The sequence below is a fragment of the Mesorhizobium sp. B3-1-7 genome, from assembly GCF_006439385.1.
GTDB lineage: Bacteria > Pseudomonadota > Alphaproteobacteria > Rhizobiales > Rhizobiaceae > Mesorhizobium.
The window spans coordinates 221,475-245,031 of sequence record NZ_VFTL01000002.1 but is presented as its reverse complement, the minus strand read 5'-3'; the positions used below and the strand labels follow the sequence as shown (position 1 = coordinate 245,031).

Annotated in this window: 22 protein-coding genes; 6 read left to right on the top strand and 16 right to left on the bottom strand. The window is 64.0% G+C overall.

Annotated elements, in window-relative coordinates; genetic code table 11:
- Nucleotides 1-14: 14 nt before the first annotated feature.
- Nucleotides 15-599, bottom strand: coding sequence for an ABZJ_00895 family protein (locus FJ417_RS03040; RefSeq protein WP_140782411.1), 585 nt, complete (start codon nt 597-599; stop codon nt 15-17).
- Complete coding sequence (locus FJ417_RS03035) at nt 568-1,071, bottom strand: NUDIX domain-containing protein (RefSeq protein ID WP_140782410.1); 504 nt, start codon at nt 1,069-1,071, stop codon at nt 568-570. The genes FJ417_RS03040 and FJ417_RS03035 overlap by 32 nt, the downstream gene beginning before the upstream one ends.
- 170 nt (nt 1,072-1,241) lie before the next feature.
- Here FJ417_RS03035 and FJ417_RS03030 point away from each other — a divergent pair, with 170 nt between their 5' ends.
- On the top strand, nt 1,242-2,177 hold the full coding sequence (locus FJ417_RS03030; RefSeq protein ID WP_140782409.1) for a metallophosphoesterase: 936 nt from the start codon (nt 1,242-1,244) through the stop codon (nt 2,175-2,177).
- Here FJ417_RS03030 and FJ417_RS03025 read toward each other — a convergent pair.
- The 4 genes from FJ417_RS03025 to leuA all read right to left on the bottom strand — a co-directional run bounded on the left by FJ417_RS03025 (nt 2,167) and on the right by leuA (nt 7,708).
- Nucleotides 2,167-2,787 carry a hypothetical protein gene (locus FJ417_RS03025; RefSeq protein WP_140782408.1) on the bottom strand — a complete coding sequence of 207 codons (621 nt, stop codon included), beginning with the start codon at nt 2,785-2,787 and terminating at the stop codon, nt 2,167-2,169. The two genes, FJ417_RS03030 and FJ417_RS03025, sit on opposite strands and share 11 nt — an antisense overlap.
- Nucleotides 2,788-2,946: 159 nt before the next feature.
- Nucleotides 2,947-3,750, bottom strand: coding sequence for an alpha/beta fold hydrolase (locus tag FJ417_RS03020; RefSeq protein ID WP_140782407.1), 804 nt, complete (start codon nt 3,748-3,750; stop codon nt 2,947-2,949).
- A gap of 203 nt (nt 3,751-3,953) precedes the next feature.
- On the bottom strand, nt 3,954-5,741 hold the full coding sequence (locus tag FJ417_RS03015) for a hypothetical protein (protein ID WP_140782406.1): 1,788 nt from the start codon (nt 5,739-5,741) through the stop codon (nt 3,954-3,956).
- Nucleotides 5,742-5,968: 227 nt separating this feature from the next.
- Nucleotides 5,969-7,708, bottom strand: a complete 1,740-nt coding sequence (leuA, locus tag FJ417_RS03010; RefSeq protein WP_140782405.1) for a 2-isopropylmalate synthase — start codon at nt 7,706-7,708, stop codon at nt 5,969-5,971.
- A 430-nt stretch (nt 7,709-8,138) separates the two neighbouring features.
- Here leuA and FJ417_RS03000 point away from each other — a divergent pair, with 430 nt between their 5' ends.
- From FJ417_RS03000 to FJ417_RS02990, 3 genes are read left to right on the top strand one after another with little or no spacing between them, the layout of a single operon-like run.
- A complete protein-coding gene (locus FJ417_RS03000) occupies nt 8,139-9,305 on the top strand; it encodes an ATP-grasp domain-containing protein (RefSeq protein ID WP_140782404.1) in 1,167 nt (388 codons plus the stop codon).
- 4 nt (nt 9,306-9,309) lie between these two features.
- A complete protein-coding gene (locus FJ417_RS02995; RefSeq protein ID WP_140782403.1) occupies nt 9,310-10,086 on the top strand; it encodes an alpha/beta hydrolase-fold protein in 777 nt (258 codons plus the stop codon).
- Nucleotides 10,086-10,400 (top strand): nuclear transport factor 2 family protein, encoded by a 315-nt coding sequence (locus FJ417_RS02990; RefSeq protein WP_140782402.1) that lies wholly within the window; start codon nt 10,086-10,088, stop codon nt 10,398-10,400. The genes FJ417_RS02995 and FJ417_RS02990 overlap by 1 nt, the downstream gene beginning before the upstream one ends.
- A 63-nt stretch (nt 10,401-10,463) precedes the next feature.
- Here FJ417_RS02990 and FJ417_RS02985 read toward each other — a convergent pair whose 3' ends face one another.
- Nucleotides 10,464-11,999: an MFS transporter gene (locus FJ417_RS02985; RefSeq protein WP_140782401.1), complete on the bottom strand. Its 1,536-nt coding sequence runs from the start codon at nt 11,997-11,999 to the stop codon at nt 10,464-10,466.
- Between the two features lie 146 nt (nt 12,000-12,145).
- On the opposite strand from FJ417_RS02985, the gene FJ417_RS02980 reads away from it, so the two are divergent.
- A complete protein-coding gene (locus tag FJ417_RS02980; RefSeq protein ID WP_140782400.1) occupies nt 12,146-13,057 on the top strand; it encodes a LysR family transcriptional regulator in 912 nt (303 codons plus the stop codon).
- Here FJ417_RS02980 and FJ417_RS02975 read toward each other — a convergent pair.
- The 5 genes from FJ417_RS02975 to FJ417_RS02950 all read right to left on the bottom strand — a co-directional run bounded on the left by FJ417_RS02975 (nt 13,051) and on the right by FJ417_RS02950 (nt 16,106).
- Nucleotides 13,051-13,803: an SDR family NAD(P)-dependent oxidoreductase gene (locus FJ417_RS02975; protein WP_140782436.1), complete on the bottom strand. Its 753-nt coding sequence runs from the start codon at nt 13,801-13,803 to the stop codon at nt 13,051-13,053. The genes FJ417_RS02980 and FJ417_RS02975 overlap by 7 nt on opposite strands.
- Nucleotides 13,804-14,184: 381 nt before the next feature.
- On the bottom strand, nt 14,185-14,430 hold the full coding sequence (locus tag FJ417_RS02965; RefSeq protein WP_140645697.1) for a type II toxin-antitoxin system Phd/YefM family antitoxin: 246 nt from the start codon (nt 14,428-14,430) through the stop codon (nt 14,185-14,187).
- Nucleotides 14,431-14,465: 35 nt separating this feature from the next.
- The gene (locus FJ417_RS02960; protein WP_140645698.1) at nt 14,466-14,777 is read right to left on the bottom strand and encodes a putative quinol monooxygenase; all 312 of its coding nucleotides are present in this window, start codon (nt 14,775-14,777) and stop codon (nt 14,466-14,468) included.
- A 52-nt stretch (nt 14,778-14,829) separates the two neighbouring features.
- Nucleotides 14,830-15,603 carry an SDR family oxidoreductase gene (locus FJ417_RS02955; RefSeq protein ID WP_181183140.1) on the bottom strand — a complete coding sequence of 258 codons (774 nt, stop codon included), beginning with the start codon at nt 15,601-15,603 and terminating at the stop codon, nt 14,830-14,832.
- Nucleotides 15,604-15,671: 68 nt separating this feature from the next.
- The gene (locus tag FJ417_RS02950; protein WP_140782398.1) at nt 15,672-16,106 is read right to left on the bottom strand and encodes a DsrE family protein; all 435 of its coding nucleotides are present in this window, start codon (nt 16,104-16,106) and stop codon (nt 15,672-15,674) included.
- A gap of 99 nt (nt 16,107-16,205) precedes the next feature.
- Between FJ417_RS02950 and FJ417_RS02945 the strand changes: the two genes are divergently transcribed.
- Nucleotides 16,206-17,306, top strand: coding sequence for a hypothetical protein (locus tag FJ417_RS02945; RefSeq protein ID WP_140782397.1), 1,101 nt, complete (start codon nt 16,206-16,208; stop codon nt 17,304-17,306).
- Between the two features lie 239 nt (nt 17,307-17,545).
- Here the strand turns inward: FJ417_RS02945 and FJ417_RS02940 are convergent, their stop codons facing one another.
- The 4 genes from FJ417_RS02940 to FJ417_RS02925 form a co-directional block, all read right to left on the bottom strand.
- The gene (locus FJ417_RS02940; protein ID WP_140704001.1) at nt 17,546-18,493 is read right to left on the bottom strand and encodes a cation diffusion facilitator family transporter; all 948 of its coding nucleotides are present in this window, start codon (nt 18,491-18,493) and stop codon (nt 17,546-17,548) included.
- A 5-nt stretch (nt 18,494-18,498) separates the two neighbouring features.
- Complete coding sequence (locus tag FJ417_RS02935; protein WP_140782396.1) at nt 18,499-20,688, bottom strand: anthranilate synthase; 2,190 nt, start codon at nt 20,686-20,688, stop codon at nt 18,499-18,501.
- Nucleotides 20,689-21,171: 483 nt separating this feature from the next.
- Nucleotides 21,172-22,227, bottom strand: coding sequence for a succinylglutamate desuccinylase/aspartoacylase family protein (locus FJ417_RS02930; RefSeq protein ID WP_140782395.1), 1,056 nt, complete (start codon nt 22,225-22,227; stop codon nt 21,172-21,174).
- A gap of 157 nt (nt 22,228-22,384) precedes the next feature.
- Nucleotides 22,385-23,557, bottom strand: a complete 1,173-nt coding sequence (locus FJ417_RS02925; protein WP_140782394.1) for an MFS transporter — start codon at nt 23,555-23,557, stop codon at nt 22,385-22,387.

Below are 23,557 nucleotides of genomic sequence, written 5' to 3'. Positions count from 1 at the left end.
CGACCGCGAGCAGGTTATTGAAAGGGCTCCGCATCGAGTTGAGCCCGTCTGCCGCGGTTGGCCTTCAAAAACCTTTTGCCGAACCGTTTGTTGAAGCCGATGGCGTTGATGCAAAAACCAAACAGCGCAAGTATTGCCAGAACCATTACCCAGGCTCCGGCGGAGACGTGTTCCAAGCTCGCCGGCGCGATGCCTACCGCCATTGAAAACAGCAGGCAAACCATTGAAAACAGCAGCGATGCGACTGTCGAAAATATGACTATTTTCCAGTACTCGTTTCGCTCAAAAAGCCTTCCGTGTCGCTTTATGAATGCCCAGTAAGAGAAAGAGGTGGATGCGAATACTATGGCTAGATTAACGGGTGTTGCCGTGGCTGACTCCATGGATGGAACCATATACACAAAGGCGATCCACGCGAGATACAGTACGATTGTAATAGTAATGTAAATTCCAACGTAGCGCCAAATATTCACCGTTTCCATGTTGTCTATGAGCATCATATTTCCCCACGTTTCAGAAATGATAGAGTCTTGAATTTCAAACGCAAGAAAAATCGCCGCGATCAAGTCACCAGTAGTGGGATGGTAATTCGGCTCCAAGAGTTTCAGCGATCCGTCGAAGTGTCGCCGGCGTCGTGTGCTCTGGCAAACGATCGAGCGGAAAGAAAGCCGCCTCGGCGATCTCATGGTCGGGCAGTTTCGGCGCCGTCTGGCGGAAAGCTTCGATCAGATAAAGGCCGACATGATCGCGCTTGCTGGGGCGGCGGTTGAAATGCATCGATTTCAGCACCGGCGGCGCGGTCAGAGCGATATTGCCTTCCTCGGCCAGTTCGCGCGCCAGCGCTTCCTCGAGGGTTTCGCCGACCTCGACGCCGCCGCCCGGCAATTGCCAACCGGGAACATAGGTGTGGCGGATCAGGAAGACGGAGTTGGAGGCGCGGTCATAGACCAGCCCGCGCACGCCAAGCGTCATCGGGCGGCGCAACAGGAAGTAAAAATGGAACAGCCTTGCCCGCAACCCCGGCCAGCCGGTCTGGCGGAATGCCTCTTCCGAATCGGTTCGGCGATTCATCCAACGATCCCCAAGCAGATGTTCGTGGGTTGCCCCACGAACATCTGCTTGGCTTTCCTTGTTTTTCGCAGGTTCTGACCGCAAAACCGTGGGACACTTTTGCGGAACCTGCTTGGGCGAACAGCAAACGGTGAGTGGAAAGCCTCGCCAGCGTCGCTTAAGAAGGGGCCATGTTCAGGCTCGCGCATATTTCCGATGCTCATCTGGGACCGCTGCCCGATGTAACCTATCGCGACCTCGCGTCCAAGCGCGTGCTGGGGTATGTCAACTGGCAGCGCAATCGCCGCCGCCATATGCATGACGCGGTGATCGACACCATCGTCGCCGACATCAAGGCCGGCGCGCCCGATCACCTCGCCGTCACCGGCGATCTCGTCAACCTGACGCTCGACGGCGAGATCGAGATGGCCAAGCACTGGCTGGAGACGCTCGGATCGCCGCATGACGTCTCCGTGGTCCCCGGCAATCACGACGCCTATGTGCCAGGCGCCTTCGACAAGGTTTGCCGGGCGTGGGCTCCCTGGATGACGGGCGACGGCGTCAACAGTCCGGTCGACCGCAATTCCTTTCCGTATCTGCGCGTGCGCGCCAATGTCGCGCTGATCGGCGTCACCACGGCGCGCGCCACCGCGCCCTTCATGGCCAACGGCTTCTTCATGGAGGGGCAGGCCGAGCGGCTCGGCAAGATCCTCGACGATGCGGCGAAACAAGGGCTTTTCCGCGCCATCATGATCCACCACCCGCCGGTGCGCGGCGCCGTACCGCAGCATAAGCGGCTGTTCGGCATCGCTCGCTTTCACAAGGTCATTCGCCGGCATGGCGCGGAACTCGTCCTGCACGGCCATTCGCATCTGCCGTCGCTGTTCACCATCGGCGCACGTGGCGCCAAGGTGCCCGTGGTCGGGGTTGCCGCCGCAGGCCAGGCACCGGGCGGCAAGCATCCGGCCGCTCAGTACAATCTGTTCGAAATCGACGGCGAAAAAGGCGACTGGCGTCTCCGCCTGATCCGGCGCGGCCTGACGGGGCCGGCGCTGCCGCCTTCGGATCTGCAAACGATGGATCTCGACGTGCCGGTCGTGAAGGACCGTGAACTCGTCAGAAGCTGATCTTCATGTGCACGATGCGATCCCAGAACAACGCCAGCGAAACCGCCAGGCCGACAAGGGCGCCGGCGGCGATCAGGCCGAGGCCGGCGAAGAAGGTCGTCCAGCCATTGCCGCGCCGGGTGGTGGATCGGATCGGCGGCTCCGCTTCCTTGACCATGGGGCGATGCAGGCCCGGAACGGCGCTCTCCATGCTCCCTTCCATCATGCGCTGCCGCTCGACGACACGTTCCGCCACGTAGCGCGTCACCGCATCGGCGGCGGCTTTCAGCTCGGTCGATTCGGCCAGCACCACGCGGCCAACGCGCGTATCCTTGAGGAATCGATAGGTGCGGCGGTCGCGTCCCATGGCGACGTGGCTCACCGCGTCGATCCATAGCCGCGGCTGCAGGCCGGACGAGACGGCGAAGTCGAAGCTGTCCATGTCGGCCGGAACATCGGCAAAGACCGGGGCGAGCTCGGTTGCCAGAAGATCGAGGCGCATGCGGTGCGCGTCGCGCATCTCCACAATCACATCGTCGCGGTCGGCAAAGGCGTTCTTGATGTCGCGTACCGCATCGGCGAGCTTCCGCGACGGCTCGATCGGGGTGATTTTGTCGCCTGCATCCTTCATGGCGGCTGCCTCGTTGTTGGTTAACAGCGAGTTAACACAATCGCGGGCAAAATGCACTGCCGACGACGAGCCGTGCGACTGCTGCGGTCCGGCGGAAGCGGGTTACGGATATTTTTCGAGGTCGGTCCGGAAGAGCCAATCCCGCAGGACAATCAGCGATCAGCTCGCCGCCGCGCCCAGAGGCGGACGCAACCGTCTGCCGTGCCGGCGCGTGTTGCGACGCACGATTTCGACAATCAGGTCCGGAGCTTCCTCGACCAGCATATGACCCGCGTCAAGAACATGGTGCAGGTGGAAATGCGACGGCAGCGCCTCGGCCTGCTCGACCGGCAGCAGCGGATCCTCCGCTCCCCAGACAACCATCACCGGCATGTCAAGCGCATCCAGCTGTGCGCGGGGGATCACTCCTTGCCGGTCATCCCTTGTCATCGCGGCCGCCATATCGATCAGGGTCTGCAACTGGCCCGGCCGGGTGCGCATCCGGCACAACGCATCCACCACGTGGTCGGGCGGCGCACTGCGCGGACCCGACATGGCCGCAAGGCTGGCGCGGACCTGCTTCCTGCTGGCCGCAGCGGCATAGCGGCGCAGCAAGGCTGCGTTGACCTGCGGGCCGAAGCCGCCGGGCGCCAACAGAGTGAGCGAAGCAACCCTGCCGGGGTCGGCAAGCGCCATCAGTGTCGCGATCGCGCCGCCCATGGAGTGACCGACGAGGTTGACCTTGCCCAACTGGCGCGCGGCAAGATCGGCCAGGATGGCCCGCGCGGCCGGCTTGGCGCCGCCCATGCCTTCGCATTCGAGTGATTGTCCATGGCCCGGCAGATCATAGGCCAGCACTCTCGCCTCCGCCGCCAGCGAGGTCGCGACGTCACGCCAGATCTCACTACAGGCTCCGAAGCCGTGCAGAAGGACGATCGTCTTCGGACCAGCGCCGCCCACGGCGGCATAAGGGAATGGAAGCATGAAAATGGAGCGGTGAAGAAGACAGGCAGCAATTTCAAATTGTGGCTGAATTGCTCCCGATCCAGACCAATGGCCAGTAAAATTTTCGCGACCGCGGCGCCCGTCAGGCGTTCGACGCGAAAGCATGTCCTAATACTTGCTGGACCACAGCATCATACTTCCGCTCCGGCGATCGTGTGGCCCAAACACAGGCGCGGAGTGGATTAGCTCGGGTTGCCGATCCCGGCGGCCCGCAGGGACTGCACCAGCCGGTCAGTGAGATCGGCGGGGTATTTGCGGTCGACGAATGTCGCGCGCGGGTCGGCGGCGAATTTCGGGAATTCGGCGGTGAGCTTGTTGGCAAGCTCGCCCGCCAGCTTGTCGCGGCCTGAAATCCTGGCGCCGATCAGGCGCGCGGCCAGGTAGTGCGGCTTGGATGCGGTCGTGCGTAAAGACTCGCTGGTGACCGCCGCCTTTCTCATATCGCCCTGCATGAAGGCTCCGATGAACAGGCCATAGTCCCACCAGGTCGGATGGCCGCTGAAGGCCTCAACCGCGTGGCCCAGGATTGGCGTTCCCTCATCATATTTGCCGGCGAAGATCAGACCGTAACCATAGCCGGCGGCCATGCCGAGATCGTACGGGTTGAGTTCGTAGGCCTTTCGCATCCACCGGATCGCTTCGTCGGTGTTGCCGAGACGCGAGTTGAGGTAGCCGAAGGCGAGATGCGCATGCGGGCTCATCGGCCCCATCTGAACGGCGCGGTGGGCAAGCGACATGGCCTTTTCCAGCGAAGCGCCGGCGGGATACGCGTAGTGGTTGGTGACAGCTTCCGTATGAAGCGAGGCCAGTTCCGCGTAGACAAGCGACGATTTGGTGCCTTCGCTGACCAGCTTCTCCAGGCAGCGATACGCAGCCTCGTGGGTCGCGGCGCTCATGTCGAGATAATAGCGGTCGTCGAGCACCAGGCATCCGATCTGGCTGGTCCGGATGTCGCTCTGGTCAATGTAGCTGTAGATCGCGCCCGACGCGGGAACGGTCGAGGTGAGAAGGCTGGCGATGTTGCTTTCAACCGCACCGGAGGCGCTCTCGGCCGATGTCAGGTTGCGCGACAGGAGAACCCGGCCGGTCGCGACGCTCTGCAATTCCACCGTGACGTCGCCGGCAGCAGGCCCGGGGACAATTTCGAAAACGAAACTGATTGGATCGGCGGACTGATCGCGCGTCGAATCCGGGTCACGCCCGATGAAATCGATGGTGTCGAAACCGGCAAGCCCGGCGCGCAGCGATGACGCGACGCGAGCTGCTTCCGCTCCATCCGCCTTCATCGCAATGTAGATCAGCGGCAGCGAGTCGAATGCCGGCTGGGCGGCGGTGCCAGCCAGGCGCGCCGTTTCGACTGTCGCGGTCGTGTCGCCGCCGTTGAGGAAGGCACTGCTTTGACGCGCGATGAGCACGCCGAGCATGACAATGACCAGGACCATGGCAGCCCAGAAGAACCGCAGCTGCCGCGTGAGCGACTGGGCAGGTGCCGCGGGCGCCATGGGCGCTACAGGCTCGCCGAGCGTCGGGCCATGGAGATATTCGGCCGCGGCCGGAGCAGCGTTGGCAGATGCGCCTGATCGTGCGATGGCGCCGGAGGCGGACCTGGCGTCGCCAGGCAGACGGATTGCATTCAGCTCATAGGACGGGATATAGCCGCCACGCGGAATCGCGATGCGCACGGGCTCGGCGACACCTTCATTGGCGAAGTACTGCTCCAGGAGCTCGCGCAGGCGGCCGGCCTGGACCCTGACCACCGCATCGGTGGAGGCATCGAAATCGCCGTCCTTGCCGAAGACGTCCATGGCGATGGAAACGCCTTTCAGCCTGTCCGCCTCGCCGGCCTGCTCGCGTTCGACCAGATAACGTAATAGCCTGCGGGCACGCTCGGATCGTCCGAACGTTTCGCTGGCTAGCAGTCGCTCCAATGTCTCGCGCACTGCGGGGGCGGCAGGCGGGGCATGCTCCAAGTGTCGAACCTTTCGAAGTCGGCACAGGTTAGGGCGCGATAATATAGCGCTCGCGCCGGCGCACAAGGATGCTTCTATTATGCTTTCGCGTAAGCCACCGGAAATTCCCCCGCAGGTTAACGAATGGCAGCTTTCGCGTCTGTGTCTGAAGCGTGGCGCAATTGGAATGCGCCACGCTTGGACAGATCTACCCGGTCAAGCCTGCCGCCGAGCCTGATCGTTTCGCATCATCTGCTCGAGCCGCCGATGATCCGGTTGGCGGCCGAAACAACGGCCTCCAGCGACGCGGCCACGATGTTGGTGTTGATGCCGGCGCCGAACAGTTTGCCGCCCGGATATTCCATCTCGACATAGGAGATGGCCGAGGCGTTGGAGCCGCGCTGCAAGGAATGCTCGGAATAGTCGAGCACCGACATGTCGACGCCGACATGGCGCGAGAGCGCATCGACAAAGCCGTCGATCGGGCCCGTGCCCGAGCCGGTGATGGCGATTTCCTTGCCGTTGTCGAGGATATCGGCTTCGACCATGCGCCGGCCCTTCACCTCGGTGTCGGGATAGGTGCGATGGTCGAGGAACTTCAGCCGCGCGCCGGGCTGGTCGACATAGGTATCGAGGAAGCGTTCGTGGATGCGCTTGGCCGGCACTTCCTTACCTTCCGCATCGGTGATCGCCTGGATCGCCTGGCTGAACTCGATTTGCAGATTGCGCGGCAAATTGAGGCCGTAATCCGCCTGCAGCACATAGGCGATGCCGCCCTTGCCCGACTGCGAGTTGATGCGGATGATCGCCTCGTAAGTACGGCCGACATCGGCCGGATCGATCGGCAGATAGGGCACTTCCCAGATCGGCGTGTTGGCCTTCTTCAGCGCCTTCATGCCCTTGTTGATGGCATCCTGGTGCGAGCCGGAGAAAGCCGTGTAGACCAGTTCGCCGACATAAGGGTGGCGCTCCGGGATCTTCAGCTGGTTCGAATACTCGTAGACATCCTTCATCCGGTTGATGTCGGAGCAGTCGAGCTCCGGGTCGACGCCCTGGGTGAACATGTTGAGCGCCAGCGTTACGATGTCGACATTGCCGGTGCGCTCGCCATTGCCGAACAGCGTGCCTTCGACGCGGTCGGCGCCAGCCATCAGGCCGAGCTCGGTGGTGGCGATGCCGGTGCCGCGGTCATTATGCGGGTGCAGCGAGACGATCAGGTTCTCGCGGTTGTCGAGATTGCGGCACATCCACTCGATGCGGTCGGCATAGACGTTGGGCGTCGACATCTCGACCGTCGAGGGCAGGTTGATGATGAGCTTGTTGTCGGCCGTCGGCTTCACGATCTCGGTGACGGCGTTGCAGATTTCCAGCGCGACCTCGAGCTCGGTGCCGGTGAAGCTTTCGGGCGAATATTCGAAGCGGTAGCCGCCGCCGGCCTTGGCCGCCATGTCGGTGATCATCTTGGCGGCGTCGGTGGCGATGCGCTTGATGCCGGCGACGTCCTTCTCGAAGACGACGCGGCGCTGCAGCTCGCTGGTCGAATTGTAGAAATGCACGATCGGGCGGTGCGCGCCTTTGAGCGCCTCGAAGGTCCGCGTGATCAGCTCGGGCCGGCACTGCACCAGCACTTGGAGCGATACATCGCGCGGCACGCCGCCTTCCTCGATGCACCAGCGGGCGAAGTCGAAGTCGGTCTGCGAGGCCGAGGGGAAACCGATCTCGATTTCCTTGAAGCCCATGTCGAGCAGCATGGCGAACATGCGCGCCTTGCGTTCGTGGCCCATCGGATCGATCAGCGCCTGGTTGCCGTCGCGCAGGTCGACCGAGCACCAGATCGGCGCCTTGTCGATCACCTTGTTCGGCCAGGTGCGGTCGGTCAGGCCGACCGTGGGGTAAGATTGGTATTTGCGTGCTGCATCCGGCATGTGGCCGGCCGCGCGCTTCCCGGCTTCAGCCTCGCCAGCGCGGATTTCTTCTCGTGCGTTCATCGTCTCTTCTCCGGGCGCCTCGCGTTCGCCTTGGGCGGATTGATGGCGAGCGTCGCCTCTACCAGAATTTCGTTCGCTTGATCATGATTTTGCCAAGGAGCATGCGCCTGAGGCGGCGGGTACCGACCGCCGGGCGCTCCTTCAGCGAACCCGGCGATCGCCGATAAGGCCGAGAAGAAGCAGGGTCGAAGCGAGCGCGCGTGCGGTCTCGCCGGCAAAGCCGGTGCGAGAGGAAGCGACGGAGCGGGCGCGCATGGTCATGGCGGCTCTCTTACAGGAGCGGCCCGGCGGAGGCAAGCGGGACGCATGGCCGAGTGCGCCTTGACTGATAACGCCGCCGCTGCGGGTGCTCTTCCCCGCGCCTCGCAAATGGGCCAGACTTGGCTTCGAAGACTTCGCTACCGAGCGAAGCTTCGGGGAGGGGTCGCCCATGAATTTCGTGTTCTTCTCGCCGCATTTCCCGGCCAACGGCGCCGAGTTCTGCGACCGGCTGAAAAAAGCCGGCGCCACCGTGCTCGGCATCGGCGATGCGCCTTACGAGACCTTGAACGGCAAGCTGAAGACGGCGCTTTCGGAATATTACCGCATCGCCGACATGGAAAGTTACGATGCCGTGTTCCGGGCGATGGGGCATTTCATCCACAAATGGGGCCGCATCGACCGCTTCGAGTCGCTCAACGAGCATTGGCTCGAACTCGAAGCCAACATCCGAACCGACTTCAACATCTTCGGCACCAAGGTCGATTTCGTGAAGAATTTGAAGCGGAAGAGCCGCATGCGCGCCTTCTTCCGCAAGAGCGGCGTCGAGACCATTCCGCAGCGCAAATGCTCCGACCGAGCCGGCGCCATGACCTTCATCCGCCGTGTCGGCTACCCGGTGGTGGTCAAGCCGGATTCGGGCTCCGGCGCTTCCAACACCTTCAAGATCTCCAACGCCAAGGAGCTCGACCAGTTCTTCAGGGACAAGCCGGAGGGCGTCACTTTCGTCATGGAGCAGTTCATCGAAGGGTTGGTGGTGACCTTCGACGGGCTGGTCAACCGCGACGGCGAGGTGGTGCTGGCGGCCAGTCACCGCTACGACCAGAGCATCATGGATGCGGTCAACAAGGACCGCCACATGAGCTACACCTGCTTCCCCGAAATCACCCCGGCGGTCGAGGAGGCGGGGCGCAAGATCCTGAAAGCGTTCGACGTGCGCGAGCGCTTCTTCCATATCGAGCTGTTCGAAACCAGGGACAAGCGCATCATCGCGCTCGAGGTCAACATGCGCCCGCCCGGCGCCTGGATGACGGACGCCATCAACTACACGTTCGACATCGACGTCTATGCCGCCTGGGCCGACATGGTGGTCAAGGATGCCGCCGGCGGCCCTTACAAGGGCAAGTATTTCACCGCCTATGCCAGCCGCAAACGCCATATCGACTATTTGCACAGCCATGCGGACGTGCTAGCCGCCCACGGCGACAAGATCGTCCACCACCAGGCCATCGAAGAGGTCTTCAGCCGCGCCATGGGCAACTACGCCTATCAGATGCGTTCGAAGGATCCGAAGGCGCTGCGCCAGGCGGTCGACTATATCCACGCGGAAAAGGCCTGAGCCGATGGACGTCTCCTATCACAAGGGCCATGCCCGCAATCTCGGCCGCGACATGGAATACAAGCGCTATGGCCATGCCGGGCGCCCGGTGGTGGTGTTTCCGACCTCGCAGGGGCGGTTCTACCAGTTCGAGGATTCCGGCGGCGTCGGCGCGCTCGCCGAGTTCATCGACACCGGCCGCATCCAGCTGTTCACGCTTGACGGCATCGATTCGGAATCCTTCTTCAACAAGCATGCCGACGCGGCGCATCGCATCGCCCGCCACGAGGCCTATTTCCGCTATGTGCGCGAGGAGGCGCTGCCGGAGCTGCAGGCGGTCGCCGCCAAGTCCAATGGCGGCCGCGCCTTGAAGCCGCTGCTTTGCGGCTGCTCGATGGGCGGCTACCACTCATCCAATTTCGTATTCCGCTTCCCGGAGCTGGCGAGCGGCGTGATCTCGCTGTCAGGCGTCTATTCGGCCCGCGATTTCTTCGGCCGGACGCTGGAAGGCAACATCTATTTCAACTCGCCGCTCGACTATCTGCCCGGCATCGTCGACCAGAAGCTGCTCGGGCGGCTCAGGGCGCTGCGGCTCATCTTCTGCTGCGGGCAGGGCGCCTGGGAAGAGCGCATGCTGGTCGAGACGCGCGAGCTGGAACAGGTGCTGCGCGACAAATCCATCCCGGCCTGGGTCGACTATTGGGGCGGCGACGTCAGCCACGACTGGCCGTGGTGGCACAAGCAGCTTGTCTATTTCTTCGGCCGCTGGCTGGATGACGACCTCATGCACAGGTTGGACTGATGACCACGCCAGACGCGATCCGCCGCTTTGTCGAAGCCACCAATGCCGGCGATACCGAAGCCTTTCTGGCCGCATTTACCGACGATGCTTTCCTCAGCGACTGGGGTCGCGATTTCCGTGGCCGCGACGGGATCGCGCGGTGGAACCAGTCGGACAATATCGGCGTCCAGTCCAACCTTCGCATCGTGCGCGTCGCACAGCGCGACGGCGTCTACCGTGCCCGCGTCGCCGTGACGGGCAACGGCTTCAATGGCGAGGGCGACATGGCCTTCACGCTGGACGGCGACCGGATCGCAAGCCTGGTTATCAGCTGAGGCCGGACAGGCCGTGGGGCGGTTGGCGGAGAAGGCCGGAAGAGCGCGCTCGGCCTGCTGACGTCAGCCTTCCTGGCAGGCCGGGATAGGAGCGACGTCTTGTTCCGGCGCCGATCCGCGACGCAGGCCGAGAAAGACGACGATGGCGGTCAACACGGTGATGGTCGCCAGCACGACGAGCAGCCGGTCGAAGGCCGTCTCGTAGGCTTGAATCAGGGCACTGGCGTCGGCCAAGTGCAGATGTTGCACCGTTCCCACGATGTTGCCGGTTGCCAGAAGTTGCGCCGCCGCGACCGCTTCGGCGGGCGAGGCCAGCCCTTGAGCGCCGAGCCGCGCGGCCGTGAAACCGGACAAGGTCGCCATGACGATCGCCAGCGCCACGCCCTCGCAGGCGACGCGGGTGGTGTTGAAGATGCCGACCGCCATGCCGGCGCGCTCCTTCGGCACGACGCTGACGGCAAGTCCGTCCATCAGCCCCCAGGGCAAGGCGATGCCCATGCCGATCAGGATCAGCGGAGCCACCAGCGCGCTGTCCGCCGTGGGCACCCGGCTGAGCCAGACAAGGCCGGCCGCCGCGACGAGCAGGCCAGCACCGCAGATCGTCGCCGGAGCGATCCAGCGCGCCGCCTGACCGGCCAGCAGCGGCAAGATCAGCAGCGGCCCGGAGAGACAGATCATCAATTGCCCCGCCTTGATCTCGCTCATCCCCTCGACGCCGATGAAGCGGATCGGCAGGAGCACGAGCAGGACGACGAAGGCATAGGCGGGTGCCGCGGCCAGGAACTGGACGCCGACGAAACGCGGGAAGCGAAACAGCGTCAGGTCCAGCATCGGCCGGAGCACGCGCCGCTCGACAATGACGAAGGCGGCAAAGAAGATGGCAGCCACGCCGAGAAGCGTGACAACGAAGGGATTGGCCCAGCCGCTCTGCGGCGCCTGCAGCACGCCATAGGTCAGCGCGGCAAGCGCGACGGTGAAGGTGCCGGCTCCCGCCCAGTCGAGTCCGGTTGCGTCAGGGTCGCGCGATTCGGCGACGGTGCGCAGGCCAAGCGCGGCGGCAGCAATCGCAAGCGCCGCCACGAGAAGAAAGATCGCGCGCCAGCCGAATGTATCAATGAGCAGGCCGGAGGCGACTGGGCCGAAGGCGAGCCCGATGCCGAAGCTGGTGCCGAGGAAACTGAAGGCGCGCAGCCGCAATTGCCCATCGAATTCCTGGGCAAGCGCAGAGGCGCCGCCGGCGAAGGCGGCAGCGCCGCCAATGCCCTGCAGGGCTCTGAACATGTCGAACCAGACGATGTCCCGCGCCAGCATGCAGCCCAGGGCGGCAAGCACATAGCTCGCGAGGCCGACGAGGAAGATCCGCTTGCGGCCATGGTTGTCGGCCAGCGCTCCGGCCGCCATCAGGCCGGCGCCGAAGGTCAACATGAAGGCATTGGTCACCCAGTTGAGCTCGATCGGACTGCCGCCGAGATCGGCGGCAATGCGGGACAGCGCCACGGCAGGGCCGGTGAAGCTCAACGGCATCGTCATGGCTGCGAGGCAAACCGATAGCAACACGAGCCATTTGCCGGCCGGGCCGGTTCTGGTCATCAAAGTCATGGATTTTCCTATCTATGGCGGACTTGCCGGCGTGCCCCTGACTGGCGGCGCCGATCGTAACGACAAGATAGGGCGGTGACATTTCCGGCAAAATAGTATTAGATCTCCAGTCATCCCGGAATGAAACGCTCGAATAGGTTTGTACCGTGGATCGTCTCAACGGCCTTCTGGCTTTCGCCCGCACTGCCGAGCTCGGCAGTTTCGTCACCGCCGGACGGGCGCTCGGCATCTCCGCCTCCGCCGTCGGCAAGAGCGTCGCTCGGCTCGAGCAGGAGCTTGGCGTGCGGCTGCTGCAGCGCAGCACGCGGCGCATCGGCCTGACCGAGGAGGGCAAGCTGTTCAACGAGCGGGTGCGCCGCATCCTCGACTACATGGAAGACGCGGAGGCGATGCTGTCGCGCACACGCGAGACGCCGCATGGCCGGCTACGCATCTCGACGCCGATCGTCACCTATCACCTGCTGTTGCCGGTGCTGTCGGAGTTCATGGCCCGCTATCCCGAAATCGAACTCGACATCGATTTCAACGATCGCATCGTCGACGTCATCGACGAGGGTATCGACGTCGCGATCCGCAGCGGCGAGTTGCCCGACTCACGATTGGTGTCGAGGCCGGTCGCGCCCTTTCGCATGCTTCTGTATGCGGCCGCTTCCTATCTCGACCGGCATGGTACGCCCCGCACGCCCGCGGATCTCACGGCGCATTTCGGCATACATTTCCGCTTTCTTAACAGCGGCAGGCTGCTCGACTGGCCGTTCATCACCGGGAGCGCCGCGCCGCAGATCCGTTCGATGCTGACCTGCAACAACATGGAGGCGTTGAAGGGCGCGACGCTTGCCGGTCTCGGCATCGCCTGCATGCCCGATTTCCTGGTGCGGGAGGCGCTGCATGAGGGAAAGCTGCGCACCGTGCTTGAGGACGATGTCGACGGCCGCGGCCAGTTCCGCATGCTGTGGCCGTCCAATCGCCACCTCTCGCCGAAGGTCCGCGTCTTCGTCGATTTCCTGCCCGAACGGCTTGCGGCAGGCGGGACGAGAGCCCCCGGCGATGATCAGTAGGTCGTGCGTCCGCCGGAGAGGTCGAAAGTCGCGCCGGTGGTGAAGGAGTTCTCGTCCGACAGCATGAAGACGATCATAGCGGCCGCCTCTTCGACCTCGACGAAGCGGCCGCGCGGCACTTTGCCGAGCATATAGGCGACCTGGGCCTCGGTGAGTTGCTCCAGAATGCGGGTGCGAGCGGGCGAGGGGGTCAGCGCGTTGACGGCGATGTCGTGGCCGGCGAGCTCCTTGCCAAGCGACTTGGTCAGCGCCAGCACGCCGGCTTTTGCGGCGGAATAAGCGGCGGCATTGGGATTGCCTTCCTTGCCGGCCACCGAGGAGATGTTGACGATGCGGCCGTAATTGCGCGCGATCATGCCGGGCACGAGGCGCTTGCAGCAATAGAAGACGCCGTTGAGATCGATATCGACGATCTGGCGCCATGCGGCGGGATCGTAGTCCACCACCGTCGCCGCCGGCCCGGCAATGCCGGCATTGTTGACCAGGAGATCGACGGGGCCGAGCGTCCGCTCGGTCTCAGTGGCGGCGCGGTCGACGGCCTCGATCTGCGACTGGTCGCAAAGGATGACCTCGACGCGGCCGAGCGAAGCGAGTTCGGCGGCGGCCTTGGCCATCGCGGCCTGGTCGACGTCCCAGATGGCGACACCGGCGCCCGACGACAGCAGGCGTCGCGCGACCGCAAGGCCGATGCCTTGCGCGCCGCCCGTCACAACGGCGATGCGGCCGGACAGATCGACGGCGTTCAAACGGCGGTTCATCGGCAATTCCCCTGCTTCTTTAGAGCAATTCAGCATCCCGACAGGATTGCCGACCTGCTCCAATTTTTCTGTTTTTACGCAATTCCGGACGGAAACCCGCCGAGCACTTTTCCTGGAATGCTTTGGTACTGGATAGCTCGGATCAGGACCCGACGTTTCGCGCCACCAGCTTGGCTACGCTTGGCCCAATGAGCAGCACGACCAGGAAGCGCGCCGACTGCAAGGCCATGACGAAGGAGATTCCGCGCCATGCGCTCCAGAAGCGCCGCGTCCGAGGGCGCTCTGGTGAGGAGTCCACCTTTTGGTCTTAGACCCGGAGCCGGGAATGCGAACCCCCCGTGGCACCTTGTTGGCAGGGCCGCAACACCCTCACTTGTCCATGCCAAACAACGCTTCGATCTCTTCGCCACCCATGCGATCGAAACTTTCGGGGCTGGAAAACTGGCCAGCCATAAAGCCCACACGCCGTATCTGTGCAGCGGTAGGTTGACCGATAGGCACGACCTTGACCAACGGCTTGCCTGCCTTGGTGATGATAAACGGCTCACCTCCGGCGGCCTGGTCTACCAGACGTGATAAATTAGTCTTTGCATGGTGGATGCTCACGGTCCGCATTAGGTGCTCCAACAAACGATAGAGCTGTTCCCCAGTCAGCCGGCCTTTTCGGGCGCGGGAAGGCCAAAGCCGCCGACCGGGTTGGTCTCGACCTGGAACTCGAAGCCGGCGATGAAGGGACGCGCCTTGGCGATCGCGGCCTGGACTTCCGGCAATTGCAGCGAGGCCTTGTGGCTCGCTTGGTCGGTCCACACTTCGGTGACCCAGATCGCGTCGGCGTCGACCGGATCGATGGCGATGATGTAGCTCAGGCAACCGGGGAGAGCGCCGGTGCTTTCGCGCAGCACGTCCATGACCGCATCGCGCTGGCCGCGCGCTGCCCGCATCTTGCCGATCAGTCCGTACATGCCTTTGCTCTCCCTCCAGGTTGCGCGCTGCATCGAGTATGCAGTCGACCGCTCACGGCATCAACTGGCCACCATTGACCTCGATCACCTGGCCGATGATGTAGCCGCTCAACAGGTCGGACGACAGGAACAGATAGGCGCCGATGCAATCCTCAGGCGTTCCAGCGCGGCCCTGCGGTATGGTGGCGACCATCGCCTTGATCTGCTCGGCGTTCGAATAGCGTTCGTGGAAGGGCGTCAGGATCGTGCCCGGCGCCACGGCGTTGACGCGGATGCCAAAGCCGATCAACTCCTTGGCCATGCCGCGCGTCACGTTGGAGACGAAGGCCTTGGACGAACCATAGAGGCCGGCGCCGCCGCCGGCGCCGTTGCGGGCGGCGATCGAAGTGGTGTTGATGATGAAGCCGCCCTGGCGCTTCAGCCACGGTATCGCCTTACGCGAGGCGGTCAGGACAGAGCGCGCGTTGAGGTCCATGACCGCGTCGTACTGCGCCTCGTCCTGATCGGCATAGGCGACGCGGCCGAGCATGCCGCCGGCATTGTTGACCAGGCCGTCGAGCCGGCCGAAATGGTTTGCGCTCTCCTCGACGACACGCTCGACGTTGGCAGGTTTCGAAAAGTCGCCCTGGACCAGAAACACCTCGCCGCCATCGTCGCGGATGGATCCGGCCACGATTTCGGCGGGCGCTAGGCTCGCGTTGTAATGCAGCGCCACGCGGCATTTCTGCGCCGCGTAAGCACGGGCAAGGGCCGCGCCGATGCCGGTCGAAGCGCCGGTGACCAGCACCGCCTTTCCGGCAAGATCGGGGATGGCAAATGTCGTCATGTCGGCTGGCCTCCGGGCTGCCATCCTTCGTAGGCCATTGTCGGCCTGGCCTTCAAGTCCGCGCGCATTCAGGGCCTGAGATAGACATAGCCCTGGTGCTGCAACTCGGCGAGCTTCACGACGCCGCCCTTCTCGGCAAGCTCGAAGCCCGCCAGCAGGTCGGTCAGTGTGATATCCATGCCATGCAAGGTGTTGCCGCAGGCTTGCGGGACGAGTCCCTGCTGGACCAGGCCGGCGAAGCGGCTGGAAACAGCGCCGGAAGCGCCCTTGGACTTGAAGGCAGCCAGAGCCGGACCGTGCACCACAAGCACGATATCGACATTGCCGCCGGTGCCTTCATAGTGGTTCTTGATGTTGCCGAGGACGAAGTTGACCCTGTCCGCGTCGCTGAGGTGATAGGCGACTTTCAGCCGCCCCTCAGGTGTTGCCGCATTTGCCCGGCTCAGGCCGAACAGGCCCGTGGCGCCTGCGAGACCGGCACGAAAAATGTCACGGCGCAGCATCGTGTCCTCCTTTCGCCCGCCCGCTCGCGCGATTTTGCGTGGTCCAGGCGGCACTCCTAGACTAGCATATCCCGGCCCTGTCGGTGGGAGGAGGATCACATGACATCGAGGACCATGGTGGCGAGGACCATGGCGGGCGTGGCGCTTTGCGCCGCCCTTGCCGCTTTTGCCGGCGCGGCGCGCGCCGAACAGCCGCCCAAACTTCCCGAGCTCAGCCCGACCGGCGCCGACGCCTGCTTCGGCCGCGTCTACGACGCCGCCCATCTCAAGGCACATCCGCATCAGAAGGTGGCGCGCATCTTCTTCCTCTACGGCCATGACCCGGTGAGCCGGCCGAACGAGGAACCCGCCGCCAACCAGGATACTTCCTATAACGGCTTCCTCACCACCACGGCGCGCGGCGCCAAGAAGCCGGAATGGGCAAGCAGCTGGTGCAACAAGGAGGATCCAAGCGACAAGGCGAGCGGCATCCGCTGCGGCATGGATTGCGACCGCACGCTGGCTTCGCTGAAAGTCGACGACAAGGGAAAGCTGCTTCTGTCCGGCTTGTCGCAAGACGTCTATCTCGATCCGGATTCGGAAGAACAGCTCGGCAAAGCGGAATACAACAAGCAGGCGCTGGGCAGCGAGGACGATAATTTCGAGCTGGGTCCGATGCCGGCCGACAGCTGCAAGGCGGAGTTCGCGCGCATCGATCCGATCGACCCGGCGCTTGGCGATCCGCTGCGCGTGCGGCTGAAGCCCGATCAGCCCTTCTGCTTCGGGCGTGACTACGACGATGCGCATCTGAAGTCGCATCCCAACCAGCTCACGCAATCGATCCGCATCTTCCGCGGACCCGTCGAGCTTGCCTCCTTCGCCGCCGGCGGCGATGCCGCGAACTGGCCCGATGGCGCCGATATCGCCGTTTCGGTGACGACGAGGCAGAAAGGGAAAAAGGTCACGCAGACCTATTCCTGCCAGGGCGAGGCCGACCAGTGGCGCTGTTCGGCCAGCTCGAAGATGAGCGACTTTTCCTGCGACATCTCGCAGAAAGAGATTTTCCTGAAACGCGGCGCCAACGGCACGATGATGGTCGCGAACCCCAACAATGCGGTGGCGGTCCTCGATCTCTGCTCGAAGGCGGCGAACGGCAAGACCAGGTCCGACGACAAGGTGTATCGGCTGCAGCCACTGCCACAGTCGGCCTGCGCGCCGTGACCAGCGCTTCGTCATTCTATGGCGGAGCAAGGAGCGAAGCGACGCGGCGCAGACCATAGAATCCATGCCGTGACTTGGAAGCGCCGCCTCGGTGCAGAATTTTGTTCCGTTGCACGCCTTGGCGAAGGTAACGGAATGGATTCTAGGGTCTTCGCGACGGAGCTTCGCTCCTGCTCCGCCCTAGAATGACGAAGTTGAGAGGCTCCGGCCAATCTCCAACGTCTGCCATGCTTACACCGTCAAGCGAAAGGCACCGCCGTGGTGCCTTTCGGCAGCTTCGCCTCGTCGTCCGGCTCGACATGGATGGTGACGCGCACCGAGGGGATTTCGGCTTTCAGCGCATCCTCGATGCGGTCGCAGATGACATGGCTGGCGCCGACCGTCATGTCGGCGTCGACGACGAGGTGGAACTCGATGAAGGTGGCGCGCCCGGCTATGCGCGTCTTGAGATCATGGACCTCGAGCGCGCCCTTCGAATTGGCCGAGATGATGTCGCGGATCTGCATGTGCTCGTGGTTGTCGACGGCGCGGTCCATCAGCCCGTTCATCGAGGAGCCGATGACATGCCAGCCCTGCCACAGGATGTTGAGCGCGACGATGACGGCAAGCGCCGGATCGAGGATCTGCCAGCCGGTGAGCACGGCGCCGACAAGACCGCCGAACACGCCGACGGATGTCACCACATCGGTCATGATGTGCTGGCCGTCGGCGACGAGAGCCGGCGACTTCGCGTTCCGGCCGGTGCGGATCAGCGTCCAGGCCCAGATCGCATTGATAACCGTCGCGACGCCGTTGACCGCAAGGCCTTCCCAGGGCTGTTCGAGCGGGGCCGGATGCTGCCAGGACTGCCAGACCTCGTTGAGGATCAGCAGCGCTGCGACGACGATCAGCACGCCTTCCAGCACCGCTGAAAGATACTCGGCCTTGTGGTGGCCGAAGGGATGGTCCTGATCGGGGGGCTTGTAGCTGACCTGGATCGCCCAGAAGGCGGCGGCCGAGGCAATCACGTTGACGATCGATTCCAGCGCGTCGGAATAGAGCGCGACGGAGCCGGTGATGTACCAGGCGGCAAGCTTCAAGACCAGCACGACGCAGGCGACGACGATCGACCAGAAGGCAAGCCTGGCGACCTTCTCCCGGGTCGCGGCTTTGGCCGCGGCCGCTGTCGTGTCCAGCGTTTGCGCCATCTTTTCTAAGCGGCCTTTTCCTTGGCCTTGCGCGGCAGATGCGCGACGATGTTCTCGATGATGCGCATGCCGGCATTGTGACCGAGCGTCATGATCGATTCCGGATGGAACTGCACCGCCGCGATCGGCTCCTTGCGGTGCTCGAAAGCCATGATGACGCCGTCCTCGGTCTCGGCGGTGACCACGAAACCGTCGGGCAGGCGCACCGGGTCGGCGAAGATCGAGTGGTAGCGGCCGACGGTCACTTCCTTTGGCAGTCCGGAGAAGATGATGCCGGGCTTCGAGACGCGGATGCGCGACGGCTTGCCATGCATGGGGATGTGCAACTGCCGCAACTCGCCGCCATAGGCCTCGGCCAGCGCCTGCAGGCCGAGACAGACGCCGAAGATCGGCAGGTCGCGGCTGCGCGCCTTCTTGATGGTGGCGGCGCAGTCGAAATCCTTCGGCGTGCCCGGTCCGGGCGACAGCACGACGAGATCGGGCTTGAGCCGCTCGAAGACCTCTTCGGGCACCGGCGAGCGCACCGTGGAGACATTGGCGCCGGTCTGCCGAAAGTAGTTGGCCAAGGTGTGGACGAAACTGTCCTCATGGTCGACCAGCAGGATGTTGACGCCGTCGCCGACGCGCGCGGTGGTGCGCTCGGTTCCGGTGGCGTTGCCGGTCTTGGCGTCGCGGATGGCGGAGAGCATGGCGGATGCCTTCAGTTCGGTTTCGGCTTCTTCTTCCTCGGGCACGCTGTCGAAAAGCAGCGTGGCGCCGGCGCGTACCTCGGCGATGCCGTCCTTGATGCGGATGGTGCGCAAGGTCAGTCCGGTGTTCATGTCGCCGTTGAAGTTGACCATGCCGATGGCGCCGCCATACCAGGCGCGCGGGCTCTTCTCGTTCTGCTCGATGAAGCGCATGGCCCACAGCTTCGGCGCGCCGGTGACGGTGACAGCCCAGGCGTGTGAGAGAAACGCGTCGAAGGCGTCCATGCCTTCGCGCAGCCGCCCCTCGATGTGGTCGACGGTGTGGATCAGGCGCGAATACATCTCGATCTGGCGGCGACCGATGACGCGCACCGAGCCCGGTTCGCAGACGCGCGACTTGTCATTGCGGTCGACGTCCGAGCACATGGTGAGCTCGGACTCATCCTTCTTCGAGTTGAGCAGCTTCAGGATCTGCTCGCTATCGGAAATGGCGTCGTCGCCGCGCTTGATCGTGCCCGAGATCGGGCAGGTCTCGACGCGGCGGCCGTTGACGCGCACGAACATTTCCGGCGAGGCGCCGATCAGATATTCGTTTTCGCCGAGATTGATGAAGAAGGAATAGGGCGAGGGGTTGATCGACTTCAGCTTGCGCGAGATGTCTGAAGGCTGGGTCTCGCAGCGCTCGTAGAACATCTGTCCAGGCACGACCTCGAACAGGTCGCCGCGCTTGAAGCTCTCCATGGCGCGCCGCACCAGGTTGGCGTATTCGCCCGGCTCGTGGTCGCCGCGCGGCGGGATGCGGTCGGCGGTCTTGAACGGCTCGGCATTGGCGTCGCGCGGCAGGCCCTCGGTCGAGAAGCCTTCGCCGGAATAGTCATAGCGGTCGGTCCAGGCCTTGGTCGAATAATGGTCGACGACCAGGATCTCGTCAGGCAGGAACAGCACGAGATCGCGCTGGCTTTCCTTACGCTCGAGCTTGTAGTCGACCGGGTCGAACTGGAAGGCCAGGTCGTAGCCGAAGGCGCCGTAAAGGCCGAGATTGGCGTCCTCGGTGGTCTTGAACAGCGCAGTGATGGCGCGAAGCACGGTGAAGACCGACGGAACGCGGCTGCGTTCCTCCTCGGTGAAGACGCGGCCGGGTTTCGCCACATCGAGACGAATGAGCGTCTTCGAGGTCTCGGAGATCGTCACTTCGCTCAAGCTGGCAAGCGCCTTGCCGATCACGGGCAACAGCGCTTCGCCGCGCTTGTTCAGCGCTTCGATGCGCATCGTGCGCCCTCGCGCCGAGATCACCAGCGGCGGATCGATGATGGCCGTATCCCAGCGCGTGTAGCGGCCCGGATATTCGTAGTTGGAGGAAAACACAGCGCCGCGGCGAGAATTCAGGCCGTCGACATAGGCATCGATCGCGCCTTCATAGGGCCGGTCGTGGCGTTCGCGGGTGATCGTCACACCGCCCGCGGTGACGAAACGCTCCGCCCCGTTGTCCAGAACTTTAGTCGTCATTGCCGTCTCCATCAGCGTTTTGGGCAACGGACCCGGGAATGGCTTTAAAAAACAAATGGCCGCCCGGACATTCCGTTGCGGCCACCCTCTACTTTCACGCGCACACGCACGAACAGGCCGCTGTCAGCGAGCCCACCACCAAATGGTCTTGTTCGAACGCATGTTCATGGCGACTCCCATAGCGGCGAATGACTGGATCGGCAAGCGGAATCGGGAAACTCACCGGACGACGCAGATCGCCTGCCACCTTCGTGCGCGGCGCGAGAGAGCGGGAGCCGGTTTCGATATCTCGCGCGGTCCGGTCGAGACAGGCGAGCAGCCATTCAGCGCGGCGGGACCGGTGAGGGATCGTGCTTAGGCTCAGCAACTATGAATTTGATCTGCCGACGACGGCGCCCGTCGCCGCCGGCGACCATGTCCATGTGCACATCTGGAGAGCCTGCGCGGTCTCTGATCCGAGGCGCTCATCGATGGATGAGATCCTCAGTCTTCCAGCGTGCCGGAGCGCGCGTCGCTGCTCCTAGCGTCGCCGGCGAGCTTCAGAAGATCCTCGCCGGCGCGGATGATGCGGCGCGCGCGGCGGGTCAGGATGACGCCTGATTGCGGGGCGAACACTTCCGTGCGGCCGCCAGCCTCGCCGGGCGCATGCACGATCGTCGCCAGCCTGTCGCCTTTCTTGACGCGATCGCCGGGCTTGACGTCGTAAAGGATCGCGCCGGCCCTGGGCGAAGGCATCATGTCGATGTTTTCCAGCGGCACGACAGGGCCGGAAAATCTCTCGAATTTCGGTACGGACGGGTCCCGAACGACGCCCCGCGTCACCAGCAGTCGGTAGAGTCCTGTCGCATCGGCCGCGGCCAGAGCGCCATCGACGTCGAGTATGCCGCGATATTCGACAGTGGTGACGGCGCGGCGGTCGAAGCGCGCGACGCTCGCTGGCACGTTCTGATAGGGCATGATCGAGGCGCCTTCGAAGGTGCCGGTGTTGTCCTCACTCCACAGCAGGACGGCGCCGGCGCCCATGGCGGCCGCGCAGTCGGCCATATGCGGCCACAGGCTGGTGTGGATGTAGAGATAGGCAAGGCCTTCGTCGTCGCAGTGGAGGTCAAGGACGATGTCGTTGCCGAGCGAGAGCTGGACGAGCCGGTTCTTCAACCGGCGATCGGCGCCGCCGAGGCTGACATCGGGCAACAGCCTGGCGTCGGGCGCGGCAAGCAACGGAAAGGAGCGGTTGAAGTTGGTCCGGGTGCCGAGATTGAAGCGGCCCTGATGCTCGCCGAAATGATATTGCGCGCGGCCGATCGGATTGGCCCAGGGCACGATGGTGATCGGACCCTTGATGCGCCCCTCGGCCTCCGCCTTGGCCAGCATCGGCATCAGCGCGTCGATGGCGACGACGCCCGGCAGCTCGCCGGCATGCAGCGCCGCCTGCAGATAGGCGGAAGGGGCCGCCTTGTCCTTGCCCTCGAAGCGCAGGACCGGAAATTCGTAAACGACACCCTCGCTGTCGCCGGCGATGCGCTCGATCGTCTTCTGCATGGGATACCTCCGCGTGAAGAGGTTTCACCCATGCATTTTTGCGATCGGGCTGTCGAGTGGTCCAGCCGTGCCGTGCTGTCGGGGCAGGGTGGCTACGGCGAAGACGCCGAGCTGCTACGGCGAAGACGCCGAGCTGCTACGGCGAAGACGCCGAGCTTTATTCAGCTGGTTGTGGCTGCAGGACCGTGCGGCGGTCGAGCGCCTGCGACAGCACGGCCACGGCGACGGCCAGAAGCGCGAGCCCCGCGCCCACCAGCGGCAGGTTGGCGTAGGATACGCCCCAGGAGATGGCGAGGCCGCCGATCCAGGCGCCCCCGGCATTGCCGACATTGAAGGCGCCCTGGTTGAGCGTGGCGGCAAGGTTCGGTCCTTCGGCAGCCGCTTCGACGACGCGTATCTGCAGCGGCGGCACGACGATGAAGATCAGCATGCCCCACAGGAAGACGATGGCGACAGCCACGCTTGCGATGGCGCCGAGCTCGGTGAAGACGACGAAGAGCAGGGCCATGGCGAGCAGCGTGGCGATCACCGTCGGCATCAGCTTCCAGTCCGCAAGCCTGCCGCCGATGATGTTGCCGATGGTCATGCCGGCACCGAACAAGAGCAGCACCCAGGTGACGGTCGCCGTCGACAGGCCGGAGACGTCGGTGAGGTAAGGCTTGATGTAGGTGAAGACGGCGAACAGGCTGGCGGAGGCGAGCGAGGCGATCAGCATCGCCAGCCAGACCTGCAGCTTGCCGAGCACGCGCAGTTCGCCGACCAGGCCGCCGCCGCTGGGCTCGGTGACATCCGACGGCACCAGCCAGGCGATGGCCGCGACCGAGATGAGGCCGATGCCGACGACGGCGAGGAAGGTGGCACGCCAGCCGAAAGCCTCGCCGAGCGCCGTGCCGGCGGGAACGCCGAGGATGTTGGAGAGCGTCAGGCCGGCAAACATCAGCGCGATGGCGCTCGCCCGCTTGTTGCGCGGCACGAGGCTCGCTGCAACGACGGAGCCGATGCCGAAGAACGCGCCGTGGCCGAAAGCGGTGAAGACGCGCGCCGCCATCAGCAGCCAGTAGTTCGGCGCGATGGCGCAGAAGAGATTGCCGATGACGAAGAGGGTGGCGAGGCCGACAAGCACCGGCTTGCGTGGCAGGCGGGCGGTTGCCATGGCTACGATCGGCGCGCCGAAGACGACGCCCAGCGCATAGCCGGTTACCAGAAGGCCAGCGGACGGGATCGAGACGCCGAGATCGGCCGCGACTTCCGGCAGCAGGCCCATGATGACGAATTCGGTGGTGCCGATGCAGAAGGATGCAATGGCGAGCGCTAGGATCGGCAGCGGCAT

Bases quoted from the DNA above. Each gene is read 5' to 3' on its own strand.
- FJ417_RS03035 (WP_140782410.1), bottom strand. From the start codon at position 1,071: ATGAATCGCCGAACCGATTCGGAAGAGGCATTCCGCCAGACCGGCTGG.
- FJ417_RS02930 (WP_140782395.1), bottom strand. From the start codon at position 22,227: ATGCAGAAGACGATCGAGCGCATCGCCGGCGACAGCGAGGGTGTCGTT.
- FJ417_RS03000 (WP_140782404.1), top strand. From the start codon at position 8,139: ATGAATTTCGTGTTCTTCTCGCCGCATTTCCCGGCCAACGGCGCCGAG.
- FJ417_RS02955 (WP_181183140.1), bottom strand. From the start codon at position 15,603: ATGACGACATTTGCCATCCCCGATCTTGCCGGAAAGGCGGTGCTGGTC.
- FJ417_RS02965 (WP_140645697.1), bottom strand. From the start codon at position 14,430: ATGCGGACCGTGAGCATCCACCATGCAAAGACTAATTTATCACGTCTG.
- FJ417_RS02925 (WP_140782394.1), bottom strand. From the start codon at position 23,557: ATGCCGCTGCCGATCCTAGCGCTCGCCATTGCATCCTTCTGCATCGGC.
- FJ417_RS03030 (WP_140782409.1), top strand. From the start codon at position 1,242: ATGTTCAGGCTCGCGCATATTTCCGATGCTCATCTGGGACCGCTGCCC.
- FJ417_RS02935 (WP_140782396.1), bottom strand. From the start codon at position 20,688: ATGACGACTAAAGTTCTGGACAACGGGGCGGAGCGTTTCGTCACCGCG.
- FJ417_RS03025 (WP_140782408.1), bottom strand. From the start codon at position 2,787: ATGAAGGATGCAGGCGACAAAATCACCCCGATCGAGCCGTCGCGGAAG.
- FJ417_RS02950 (WP_140782398.1), bottom strand. From the start codon at position 16,106: ATGCTGCGCCGTGACATTTTTCGTGCCGGTCTCGCAGGCGCCACGGGC.
- FJ417_RS02945 (WP_140782397.1), top strand. From the start codon at position 16,206: ATGACATCGAGGACCATGGTGGCGAGGACCATGGCGGGCGTGGCGCTT.
- FJ417_RS02990 (WP_140782402.1), top strand. From the start codon at position 10,086: ATGACCACGCCAGACGCGATCCGCCGCTTTGTCGAAGCCACCAATGCC.
- FJ417_RS02995 (WP_140782403.1), top strand. From the start codon at position 9,310: ATGGACGTCTCCTATCACAAGGGCCATGCCCGCAATCTCGGCCGCGAC.
- leuA (WP_140782405.1), bottom strand. From the start codon at position 7,708: ATGAACGCACGAGAAGAAATCCGCGCTGGCGAGGCTGAAGCCGGGAAG.
- FJ417_RS03020 (WP_140782407.1), bottom strand. From the start codon at position 3,750: ATGCTTCCATTCCCTTATGCCGCCGTGGGCGGCGCTGGTCCGAAGACG.
- FJ417_RS02940 (WP_140704001.1), bottom strand. From the start codon at position 18,493: ATGGCGCAAACGCTGGACACGACAGCGGCCGCGGCCAAAGCCGCGACC.
- FJ417_RS02985 (WP_140782401.1), bottom strand. From the start codon at position 11,999: ATGACTTTGATGACCAGAACCGGCCCGGCCGGCAAATGGCTCGTGTTG.
- FJ417_RS02960 (WP_140645698.1), bottom strand. From the start codon at position 14,777: ATGTACGGACTGATCGGCAAGATGCGGGCAGCGCGCGGCCAGCGCGAT.